Source organism: Flavobacterium xylosi (assembly GCF_042787345.1).
Lineage (GTDB): Bacteria > Bacteroidota > Bacteroidia > Flavobacteriales > Flavobacteriaceae > Flavobacterium > Flavobacterium xylosi.
Genome location: NZ_JBHZPZ010000001.1, coordinates 188,094 through 199,762 on the forward strand (window position 1 = coordinate 188,094; position 11,669 = coordinate 199,762).

An 11,669-nucleotide genomic window follows, 5' to 3' on the forward strand; every position below is an offset into this window, starting at 1 on the left:
TTTAATTTTTTAAGCTTATTATTTTTGGCCAATTAATTTTAAAAATTGAACCGTTATTTACTGCTGGTGTGTATTGAATTGATCCGCCCACCATTGCTATTATTTTGCTACTAATGGTCAGCCCTGCACCTATAGAATCTAATACATCTTTTGAATTAACGGTATAGAAAATGGAAAAAATTTTCTCCGTTAATTCTGCTGCTATTCCAGGGCCATCATCACTTATTTTTATTTCATAATCCAGTTCATTTTCACTGACGTCTACAAACACGTTTTTGATTTGTTTATCATGAAATCGAACCGCATTGTCGAGAATATTAAAAATCACTTTATTCAATTTTTTTCCTAAGGTAATGCAGTTTTCATTGGACAAATCATAATTTACATGAAACTTAACATTTATTTTGTCATCCAAACTTGCTATACATTCCTCCACAACTTTAGGAATATTTACTTCATACATTTCCATTTCACCTCTATTGACTCTGGAGAGCTCCAGTAAAGCGTTCAGCATGTTTTCAAGACGCAAGACTCTGTTTTTTAACAAACTAAAATTATTTAAAATATCCACATTGGTATTGGGACCTAAATCATCTTTAATCCATGTTGCAATATTAGAAATTGCCCTCATAGGTGTTTTTATATCATGAGAAACAATATAAACAAAATCTTCATATTCCTTTTTAAGATCTGCTAACTCATCCTGACAACTTTTTTCTGACTCTGCCATTTTAGGTTTCTATAGGAATTGTAAAAATAAAACTTGCTCCTTTATCTTCTTCAGATTCTATGCGAATGCTTCCGCCCGCTTCTTCAATTATCTTTTGAACGATAGATAATCCGATACCGGTACTTTCTTTTTTATCCCGTGCTTCAATAGTTTGAAAAACTTTGAATACTTTTTTATGGTATTCTTCCGCAATTCCGGGGCCATTATCTTTTATGGTGAATTGATGAAAATCAGGCAACGATTCATAGAGACATTCTATTTTCCCAATTGGTTTATCATTATATTTTACTGCATTACTGATAAGATTACTGAATATCTGTTGAAACAATATTCTTGCAATTTTAATTTCAGGAATATTATCAGTAATATAAACTTCAAATCTTTCCGTTGGAACAATTGAATCAACAATCAGATACAACATTTTTTTCAAGTCAGTGGTTTGTTTTTCTATTTTTGTCCTGCCAATGCGTGAATAGTCTAATACTCCATTGATTAAATTTTCCATACGCAGGATTCGACCGCGTAATAATCCAAAATTAGCATTTACTGCCTCCGGCATTTCAGGCATATCTTCAACAATCCATTCCGAAAGATTATTTATGGCTCTTAGTGGGGCTTTCAAGTCATGAGAAATGATATAAGCAAACTGATCTAGTTCCTTATTCTTTTTTTCAAGATCTACTAACACGTTATCTAATTTTTGTTTGGCTAATTTTTGTTCTGTAACATCGGAACTTATGGCTATATATTGATAGGGTTTTCCTTGATTATCCAAAAATGGAACAATTGTGGAATCCACCCAATAATAGGAACCGTCTTTTGCTCGGTTTTTAATATCTCCCTTCCAAACTTTTCCATTGGCTATGGTTATCCAGATATTTTTTATGAATTTATTTAATTGATACTCCGGGTTATTAACATAATGAAACTGTCCAATTAGCTCCTCTTTTGAATACTTGGAAACAGAGCAAAATTTATCGTTTACAAAAGTGATTACCCCTTTTTGATCTGTAATTGTTACAATCGCGGATTCATCTAATGCGGATCTGACATCATTTATTTCTTTTGCCTTTTCAGCAATTTTTTGCTCAGCTAGCGCCTTTTCAGTAATATCCAGAATAGAACCCTGCAGTCCAATTATCTCACCCTTTTCATTTTTAAAAGGTTGCCCTATTTCCTGTATGTATTTTATTCTGTCATAAGGAAATAATATTCTATAATTGGTTTTATAATCTTCACCGGTTTTTATAACATTTTCATCTAATTTATCCAGTAACTGTATATCATCATGGTGTATTCTGCCTCGATAGGCCTTATACAATTGATCTGCAGGTATATCATTCAATTCAAAGATGGCATAATGCCCTTTAGACAATAGCAGATCTTTTGTAATTAAATTAAATTTCCAACTTCCAATTTTAGCAATACTTTGAGATTCATCTAATAACTTATTGCTATTTACTAAATTTTGTTCGGCTAGCATTTTTTCAGTAATATCCTGAGTACTTCCTTGGGCGCCTACTATGTCTCCAAATTCATTTTTAATAATCTGACCTAAAGTTAAAATATATTTTACTCTGTTATTCGAAAATTCAATATTGTTAAGAAACTCAAAATCCTGCCCCGTTGTAGCGCTTTTTTCTATCGCTTTATCCAATCGAGCTAAGGCTTCTGGACGAAGAATTTTTCGATACGCTTCGTATAACTTATTTGCCGGCAACTCTTCAAATTCGAAAATTTTATAATTCCCTTTTGACCAAATCAAATCCTTTGTGAATAAATCAAATTTCCAGCTCCCCGTTTTGGCGATACTTTGCGATTCATCAAATAATTTGTTGCTGTTTATTAAATTTAATTCTGCTTCTTTTTCTTTCGTTATATCCTTCGCAATTCCAAGATATCCTGTGACTTCATCTAAGCTGTTTTTTATAGCAGTAACGGATAATTGTATTGGAAATGTACCGCCATCTTTTCTGACATAGGTCCATTCATGGGAATCGGCTATCCCGAATTTTTTTGCCTTTATAACAAATACATCAAATCCAGGTTCAATTTTTTCATCAAGTTCAATAGTCAGGTCTTCAGCTCGCTTTACCACTTCCTCGATAACGTGCATAAAAGCGGGAGTTTTTTTGCCTACAACTTCATCTGCTGTATATCCAAGTAATATTTCAGCTCCTCTATTAAATTCTTTTATTGTTCCATCAAGATCCGTGGCAATAATTGAAAACTCTGCCGAATTAAGAATGGCAGATAATTCTCCACTTGTTTTAACCAGTTCCTCTTTCTGCTTATTCTCAAAAGTCATGTCCCGTGCAATACAATATAGATTTCCAGAAATTGGATCCGGAGATGTATTCCAACTTAATACGATATATTCTCCATTTTTACAACGGTACCGATTTTCAAAACTGATCGTTTGGTGTCCCATTGACAATTTCTTAACTTCTTTAAAAGTTTTTTCTAAATCATCCGTATGAACAAAATCAATAAAAGGTGTCCCTTCTAATTCTTCTTTTGAATATCCTAATACAGTTGTAAAAGCAGGATTCACTTTATAAAACATCCCGTTTACATTGGCAATGCAAACCAAATCCTTTGAAAGTTCAAGAAAATTCTGAAATTCTTTTTGGGTAGTAATTAGATCGAAATTCTTTTTTCGTAATTCCAGTAATAAAACCACTTGATTTGCCAGTAGTTTTAATGCATTTTTTTGTTCTTCATTCAATTCTCTCGGTACTGTATCAATAACGCAAAGTGAACCTAAATTAAATCCATTTTCATCTTTTAGCGGAGCCCCTGCATAAAATCGAATGTCAGAATTTCCGGTAACCAGAGGATTATCTGTAAATAATTTATTTTCTAATGCATTAGTAACTTCGTACACTTCTTCCCCCATAATGGCATACTGGCAAAAAGAGAACTCTCTTGGTGTTTCTGAAACTCCTAACCCAACACTTGATTTAAACCATTGTCGTTCTTTATCTAACAAACTGACTAAAGCTATTGGTGTTCCACAAATATAAGAGGCAAGTTGAGTTATCGCGTCATACTCTTTTTCTGGTAAAGAATCCATAACTGAATAACTTTCAAGGGCGTTAAGTCGGTCAGATTCATTCAACGGTAATGGTGGTATTTTCATCTATAGGAGTTTATTCTTTTTTAGTTGTCGCTACAACTAATCCATTTAGCGATAGAGTAGCTATTCAATAATCCTTACGTTACTTATTTATAAAGCAATAGCAAATCATAAAAGAATCGGGCACCTTGACAAAAATAAAATTAATTTTGAATTATAAGTCTCTTTTCATACTAAATATCCTTAATAATCATCATTATTTCAAAAGTTTTTAATTAATATGTTCTTCAATCAGAAAACAGTAGAATTATTTTAACGGAGATAAAATATAAAAGGGCAAATTCTCAATTCCAGAAAACAAAAAAACATACTCACAAAATACTTAAAAACAACAACTTAAATATAAAATAGCATCAAATTCGGTTTTATTTCATTAAATTTATTGACCTAATTTTTATCCAAATAAATCTTTGAACCCAACAAAAATTTATACTTCATAAATACGGTTAATTAAAAAAAAAGATTAAACCAATTCTTATGGATACGCATATTGTTAAAGTGATAAAAGCGGTTTATATCTCGCACGATGTAAAATGCTTTACAGTTGAAAAACCTGCTGGGTTTAATTTTATTCCGGGTCAGGCAACCGAAGTTTCCATAAATCTGCCATTATGGAAGAATCAAATACGTCCTTTTACCTTTACCTGCCTGAGAGAACAGGATTATCTCGAATTTATGATTAAGATTTACAGAGATCATGAAGGTGTAACCAATATGTTGGGAAGAACCAATGCAGGTGCCGAATTAATTTTGCATGATGTCTTTGGGGCTATTCAATATAAAGGCCCGGGTGTTTTCATTGCCGGAGGTGCTGGGATTACTCCATTTATTTCAATATTCCGTGATTTGTACCAAAAAAATCAGATTGAAGGCAACAGTCTTATTTACAGCAACAAAACTTCCGAAGATGTCATTATGCAAGACGAATTGCAGGAGATGCTGAAAGACAATTTCATCAAACTGTTCACCCGTGAGAATGTGCTGGGTTTTAGAGGAAGGAGAATTGATCGTGCGTACCTGATTGATCATATTTCCGACTTTGGGCAGCATTTTTATGTCTGCGGACCAACCCAGTTTGTGCAAAGCATTGCCCACGACTTGCAGGATTTAGGTGCAAGCATCGATATTATTGTGATCGAAATGTAATAAACTCAAAATAGGATAAGACATTCTCTACCAATTAACACTATTTTTTTGTCCAAAAAAATACTTCGCGGAATTCCCTTATTAAATTCAATTCAAAAAAAGTTGCTTTGCTTTTTAATTATATGACTATCCGTAACTAATCCCAAACAAAACTTTTGGCTACAGATTTAAAAAACAATATTAGTCCTCAAAGCGGAAAGTCATATTAAATTATTACTTGTGATAAAAATAAAACCACCAGAATCTGAATTTATTTTTTAGGTAAAAATTCAGAAAAAGTCGATGATTGAACCAAAAAATCCGACGACTGTCAAAAATTAAAATAAAATCACAATTCATTGTATAACAAAGACTTAAATTAAAAAAAAACGTTGTATTTTGTACCTATAAAAACATTATTTTATTAAATTTACTATATTAAGCTGCATCAAAAAGAGAAATCCTACTACTCTCGCGTCTTAGCTCCAAAATCGATTTTTAATTTAAAAGTACGCTTGGACAACTTGTTTTTTATTTTTTAAAAACTAAAAAAAAGCCTGTCCCAAAAATTTTTCTGTTGTCTTATTTTGACAAAATAATGGTTTGCTATTATTTAAAAACATCTAAATGGAAAAGTATAAATACATCTTGTTTTTCAACAGAATCAGCATTGGCGCAATTAATAAGGTTGGCGGCAAAAATGCCTCTTTGGGTGAAATGTACAATCAGCTCAATCCAATAGGCATCAATATCCCTAACGGATTTGCGCTGACCGCTAAAGCCTACCGCCTATTTCGCAAACGAAATAATTTAGAAAAACCATTGAATGATTTATTGTTTGTGTTGGATACAAAAAAATACTCCAATCTTTCTGCAATTGGAGAGAAAGCAAGAGACTTAATTTTATCGGCACCCATTCCTGAGGAAATTTATGCTGAAATTCACAGCGCTTATCAATCCCTTAGTGAACAATGTGGCATGAAGAATCTAGGAGTAGCGGTACGAAGCAGCGCCACTTCAGAGGATTTACCATCGGCGAGTTTTGCGGGACAAATGCAGTCATTCCTGAATATTAGCGGTGAGAATCAAGTCATGGATGCCATACATCGCTGCTTTGCTTCACTGTTTACAGACCGAGCTATAAAATACCGCCATGATATGGGGTTTGCAAATTTAGATGTCGCCATTTCTGTGGGCGTACAACAAATGGTGCGAAGTGATAAAGCCTCATCCGGTGTCGCATTTACCATCGATCCTGACACGGGATTTCAAAATGCAATTATAATAAACAGTATTTGGGGTCTTGGTGAAAATATTGTTCAGGGAACCGTTACCCCCGATGAATGGATGGTCTTTAAACCCACTTTAGAAAATAAAAATTTGAATCCCATTTTAAAAAAACAGTGCGGAAGAAAAGAATTTACGATGCTTTATGCTGAAAAATCAAGTGCTGAATCTGCAGAAAATACAATTGTAAACACGGAAACTTCTCTGGAAAAACAAAACGAGTTTTCATTATCCGATAAAGAAGTCATTCAGCTTTCACAATGGTGTTATCAAATTGAAAAACACTATAAAAAAGCAATGGATATTGAATGGGCAAAAGACGCTTTGAATAAACAACTCTACATCGTTCAGGCGCGACCGGAAACCGTTCATGCCAAAGAAAATAAGCTGGTGATGGAAATTTATCAGCTCAAAGAAAAAGGAACTTTGTTAACCCAAGGAATTGCTCTTGGCGACAAGATTGCTGCGGGTAAAGCCCGAATCCTGCAAAATACCCAAGAAGGAAATCAGTTACTTGATGGTGAAATTTTAGTTACAGACTTTACCAATCCGGATTGGGATCCGATAATGAAAAGAGCTTCGGCAATAATTACCAACAAAGGCGGACGCACCAGCCACGCTGCAATTGTTGCCCGTGAACTGGGAACCGTTGCTGTTGTGGGATGCGGAAACGCCACTTCAATCATAAAAAATGGGCAGCAAATAACGGTATCCTGTGCCGAAGGAAAGCAAGGAAACGTTTATGATGGTGAATTAAAATGGGAAATAAAAGAACATGATTTTAGTCACTTATCAATGCCTAAAACAGAACCCATGCTCATTCTTGCCGACCCCGAAAGAGCCTTTGAATTAAGCCATTATCCCAATAAAGGCATTGGTTTAATGCGTATGGAATTTGCTATTTCGAATACCATCAAAATTCATCCGTTGGCACTTTGTGAACCCGAAAAAATATCTGATCTGAACGTTCAGTCTGAAATAGCAGCATTAACCAAGGATTATGATGATGGCAAAAATTATTTTATCGATAAACTGTCAGAAGCAGTTTCTATCGTCGCCGCCGCTTTTTATCCCAAAGATGTAATTGTGCGGATGAGTGATTTTAAAAGTAATGAATATGCGAATTTGATAGGCGGAAAATATTTTGAACCCGTTGAGGAAAATCCGATGATTGGGTTTCGGGGGGCTTCCCGTTATTACAGCGATTTTTATCGAAAAGGTTTTGCCTTAGAATGTGAAGCGATGAAAAAAGTAAGAAACCAAATGGGACTTCATAATGTAAAACTGATGATTCCTTTTTGCAGAACAATCGAAGAAGGAAAAAAAGTGTTAGACGAAATGAAAAAAAATGGTTTGGTACAGGGAGAAAACGGATTAGAAGTATATGTTATGATTGAGATTCCAAGTAATGTGATATTGGCAAATGAATTCGCAAAATTATTTGATGGGTTTTCTATTGGTTCTAATGACCTGACTCAGCTTACACTGGGACTCGACCGGGATTCTTCCTTGGTAAGCTATTTATTCAGTGAACAAAACCCTGCGGTTAAACATTTGATTTCTGAAACCATTCGCGCAGCCAAACGAAACAAAATTAAAGTAGGATTGTGCGGGCAAGCGCCGAGCGATATCCCTGAATATGCCCAGTTTTTAGTAGAAAAAGGCATCAGTAGCATATCCTTCAATCCCGATGCTTTGATAAAAGGAATAGAAAATATCTTGAAAGCGGAGGCCAAACATGAAGAAAAACGCACTGAAATCCTAAACATATTAAGTCATGGAAACAACATTTAAAGATAAAGTGGCACTTGTTACTGGTGGCAGTTTCGGAATTGGAAGAGCCACAGCGCTCGCTTTCGCAGAAAAAGGAGCTAAAGTTGTCGTGGTGGATTGGATAGAAAATGAGGAAACATTAAATCTCATCAAAGCTTCGGGCGGTGAAGCAATTTTTGTCAAATGCGATGTTTCAAAAGCCGCTGACGTAAAAGCGATGGTCGAAAAAACAATTGCAGCTTTTGGGCGATTGGATTATGCTTTTAACAATGCAGGAATCGAGGGAGCAACAGCTAAGACTTCGGATTGCACTGACGAAAATTTTGATAAAACCATTGGTGTAAACCTAAAAGGAATATGGCTTTGCATGAAATATGAAATCCCCAAAATACTGAAACAAGGAAAAGGAGTTATCGTAAACTGTTCTTCTGTAGCCGGATTGGTTGGATTTGCCGGTTTACCCGCTTATGTAGCGTCTAAACACGGCGTCATCGGATTAACGAAAACTGCTGCATTAGAATATGCAAAACTTGGAATCCGGGTGAATGCAGTTTGCCCCGGAGTCATAAAAACTCCGATGATGGATCGACTCACCGGAAGTAAAAAAGAAGCTGAAGATCAGTTTACAGGTTTAGAGCCCGTTGGACGTATGGGTGAGCCTGAAGAAATAGCAAACGCAGTGGTATGGATGTGCTCTGACGAAGCTTCATTTATAACCGGACTTGCCATGGCCGTGGATGGCGGGTTTGTGGCTCAATAATTCTATCTGTTTAAATTTTTCTTAAAATATCGCATCATGCATACATACGAAGTAAACCTAAAATGGACAGGCAAAACAAAAGGGATTCTAAGTTCCACTATTTTACCAAAGGAAATTGAAGTAGCCACACCTCCGGAATATCACAAAGGTATGGAAGGCATCTGGTCACCTGAGCATTTACTCATTGCATCAATAAACAGTTGCCTAATGAGTACTTTTTTGACCATTGCCGAAAATTCTAAACTTGATTTTTTAAGCTATGAAAGTAAATCTATATGTACCGTTGAACTTATAAAAGGAAAATACACCTTAACTGAAATTGTATTAAAACCGAAAGTGGTCATCCCCTATTCTCAAAACCCGGAAAGAGCCAAACATATTTTGGAAATGAGTAAAAATGTGTGTTTGATTTCTAATGCCATCAAAACACCATTACTGCTGGATCCTGAGATTATCGTGTCTAAAACTCCGATTGGAATCTAAAATACTGAAAAGCATCCTTTGCATCAAAAATAAAATAGCGCACCATCTTTTGGATTACTGAAAGTAAGTCTTTGAATGTAAAATAGAAACTAAAATCAAGTTGGCAGTCGATTTTGCGCAAGCAGGAACTTGGGAACCGCTGAACCAATTAACAAAATTTGCTTACAATGAGAATAAAAATTCCATAAGTTAAAATCGGAATAACATTCAATTGAACGTATTAAAAATAAAAGACCATGGAATATATAGCATTATGTCAAAGTTGCGGAATGCCGCTTAGCAATGAAGAAATAAAAGGAACAGAACAAAATGGTTTGAAGAATAATCAGTATTGCAGATATTGTTACGAAGATGGTGCTTTCACAAAACCAACCATGAATTTGGAAGACATGAAAAATAACGTATCAACACAAATGAAGAAATTAAAACTTCCAATATATACCATACAAAAAGCCATAACTATTTTACCGACATTAAGTCGTTGGAAAAACAAATAACCCTTTTGAAAAGTAATAAATGATTCAACTGATGAAAAAACAATACCAGCGAAAAAATAGATCAGCGAAAGTGATTAGTTGAAATTGAAGTATTTTAATAAAAAATGGGAATTGAAATTCCGGAACAGGATTATGAAAAAATCATTACACAAAAAACTTTAGTATCTTATATTTTGGATAAAAAAAAATAACCTCGACGAGATGACAGCATTATTATGAGTAAATTTATTCTGTATTTTATTGATTATTTTTTTATTCTTTTTCATACTGTTCTCACTTTGTTCAATGTGTTTGGCTGGGTTATTCCACGATGGCGATTGGCAAATTTGATCACTTTATCACTTACCGCTTTTTCGTGGTTCATACTGGGAATTTGGTACGGGTTTGGTTATTGTCCATTTACGGATTGGCATTGGAAAGTACGTCAACTTTTAGGATACACCGATGAGAGTAATTCTTATATTCATTTTCTCATTCTAAAAATAACCGGGATTAATTTTTCAGAAAGTTTTGTCGACACTTCAACAGTAATTGTCTTTTTTATCGCCTATTTCATCAGTATTTATTTTGCCGTAAGGAAAAAATATTCAATCAAAACTTTAAAAAATAAAATCTAAGAACACGTTCATTTTAACCAATTGGATTTTATAATAAACCAATCCAGGATTAGAATTAATAATTCTTATTTTCAAGATCAAATTATTCCATTACATAAAATTTTTGGTTTAAATTGATGTAACTTTATACCTAATTTATTGATTTTAAATCATTTGAATTCCTTTCCCCCGAATGTGTTTTAGGTTATTGATATTAAAAAATCAGAAAAATGAAAACTTTAATTTATAGTATATCCGGTTTTGATAAACCATTTATTGAAAAAGCGTTGCATGGGAACCTCGATTTGGCTTATACCGACCTGCCGCTAAATGAAAGTACCGTAAAAATGTCCAAAGGTTTTGATGCCATTTCAATTTTCACTTCAGATAATGCCTCAGCAATAGTCTTGGAAAAATTACATGCTTTGGATGTAAAATACATTGCCTTACGCTCTGAAGGTTCTGATTATATTGATATGTACAAAGCGCATGCCTTGGGAATTAAGGTAGCCAATGTCCCTAATACATCTTCCTCAACTGCGGTTGCGGAACATGCCACAGCCTTATTATTAGCTTTGAACAGAAAACTGATATTAGGTCAAAAAATGATGCAATTGGGCGATTATCGATTGGATCATTTAGTAGGTTTTAATTTGCATGGAAAAACAGTTGGTATTATTGGAACCGGAAAAACAGGAAGTGCTTTTGCAAAAATCATGCACGGATTTGGTTGTAAAATTGTAGCTTTTGACCCTGTAAAAGATGAGGAATTGAAGCTCCAAACTGATATTTCTTATACTACATTCAATGAATTATGCTCGAATTCAGATATAATATCTGTTCATTGTTCACTAAACAGCAAAACAAATCATCTGTTTAACAAAACTACTTTTGCAATGATGCGCAAAGAAGTCATTTTTATAAATACCGCTCATGGTAGTATCGTAAATACCGCTGATTTATTAAAAGCTTTAAATAACGGGATCATTGCCGCGGCTGGTTTAGATGTCTATGAGCATGAAAAAGAAATATTTTTTAAAGACCATACCGGCACTCCCATAAATGATGAATTGTTCCTAAAACTGAATTCAAATCCAAACGTTTTAATTACAGGACATCAATCCTTTTTGACCACAGAAGTATTGCATGGAATTGCAAGCACTACAATTGCAAATTTAAATCAATGGGCTTATAATAGCATCTGCAAAAATGAAATCAGATAACCTATTTTATAATCAATTTTTCATTTTTTCGATAAATAAATCAGGGGCTAACCTTC

General features: G+C 34.2%; 9 protein-coding genes. 7 read left to right on the plus strand and 2 right to left on the minus strand.

From position 1 onward, the window contains the following. Position 1: 1 nt before the first annotated feature. The gene (locus tag ACFX5E_RS00835) at positions 2-730 is read right to left on the minus strand and encodes a sensor histidine kinase (RefSeq protein ID WP_379853267.1); all 729 of its coding nucleotides are present in this window, start codon (positions 728-730) and stop codon (positions 2-4) included. Between the two features lies 1 nt (position 731). Next, a complete protein-coding gene (locus ACFX5E_RS00840; RefSeq protein WP_379853268.1) occupies positions 732-3,872 on the minus strand; it encodes a PAS domain S-box protein in 3,141 nt (1,046 codons plus the stop codon). 474 nt (positions 3,873-4,346) lie between these two features. Here ACFX5E_RS00840 and ACFX5E_RS00845 point away from each other — a divergent pair, with 474 nt between their 5' ends. The 7 genes from ACFX5E_RS00845 to ACFX5E_RS00875 all read left to right on the plus strand — a co-directional run bounded on the left by ACFX5E_RS00845 (position 4,347) and on the right by ACFX5E_RS00875 (position 11,613). Beyond that, entirely contained in the window at positions 4,347-5,015 is a 669-nt protein-coding gene (locus ACFX5E_RS00845; protein ID WP_379853269.1) for an FAD-binding oxidoreductase, read from the plus strand. A gap of 606 nt (positions 5,016-5,621) precedes the next feature. Beyond that, entirely contained in the window at positions 5,622-8,075 is a 2,454-nt protein-coding gene (ppsA, locus tag ACFX5E_RS00850; RefSeq protein ID WP_379853270.1) for a phosphoenolpyruvate synthase, read from the plus strand. Then, positions 8,059-8,814, plus strand: coding sequence for an SDR family oxidoreductase (locus ACFX5E_RS00855; protein WP_379853271.1), 756 nt, complete (start codon positions 8,059-8,061; stop codon positions 8,812-8,814). The genes ppsA and ACFX5E_RS00855 overlap by 17 nt, the downstream gene beginning before the upstream one ends. A 36-nt stretch (positions 8,815-8,850) precedes the next feature. Next, complete coding sequence (locus tag ACFX5E_RS00860; protein ID WP_379853272.1) at positions 8,851-9,297, plus strand: OsmC family protein; 447 nt, start codon at positions 8,851-8,853, stop codon at positions 9,295-9,297. Between the two features lie 236 nt (positions 9,298-9,533). Next, positions 9,534-9,794 (plus strand): zinc ribbon domain-containing protein, encoded by a 261-nt coding sequence (locus ACFX5E_RS00865; RefSeq protein WP_379853273.1) that lies wholly within the window; start codon positions 9,534-9,536, stop codon positions 9,792-9,794. Between the two features lie 215 nt (positions 9,795-10,009). Then, positions 10,010-10,411: a DUF2784 domain-containing protein gene (locus ACFX5E_RS00870; protein WP_379853274.1), complete on the plus strand. Its 402-nt coding sequence runs from the start codon at positions 10,010-10,012 to the stop codon at positions 10,409-10,411. 209 nt (positions 10,412-10,620) lie between these two features. Further along, entirely contained in the window at positions 10,621-11,613 is a 993-nt protein-coding gene (locus ACFX5E_RS00875; RefSeq protein ID WP_379853275.1) for an NAD(P)-dependent oxidoreductase, read from the plus strand. The last annotated feature ends 56 nt before the right edge of the window (positions 11,614-11,669 follow it).

Coding starts and splice junctions, on each gene's coding strand:
- ACFX5E_RS00855 (WP_379853271.1), top strand. CDS start 8,059: ATGGAAACAACATTTAAAGATAAAGTGGCACTTGTTACTGGTGGCAGT.
- ACFX5E_RS00875 (WP_379853275.1), top strand. CDS start 10,621: ATGAAAACTTTAATTTATAGTATATCCGGTTTTGATAAACCATTTATT.
- ACFX5E_RS00870 (WP_379853274.1), top strand. CDS start 10,010: ATGAGTAAATTTATTCTGTATTTTATTGATTATTTTTTTATTCTTTTT.
- ACFX5E_RS00835 (WP_379853267.1), bottom strand. CDS start 730: ATGGCAGAGTCAGAAAAAAGTTGTCAGGATGAGTTAGCAGATCTTAAA.
- ACFX5E_RS00860 (WP_379853272.1), top strand. CDS start 8,851: ATGCATACATACGAAGTAAACCTAAAATGGACAGGCAAAACAAAAGGG.
- ppsA (WP_379853270.1), top strand. CDS start 5,622: ATGGAAAAGTATAAATACATCTTGTTTTTCAACAGAATCAGCATTGGC.
- ACFX5E_RS00865 (WP_379853273.1), top strand. CDS start 9,534: ATGGAATATATAGCATTATGTCAAAGTTGCGGAATGCCGCTTAGCAAT.
- ACFX5E_RS00845 (WP_379853269.1), top strand. CDS start 4,347: ATGGATACGCATATTGTTAAAGTGATAAAAGCGGTTTATATCTCGCAC.
- ACFX5E_RS00840 (WP_379853268.1), bottom strand. CDS start 3,872: ATGAAAATACCACCATTACCGTTGAATGAATCTGACCGACTTAACGCC.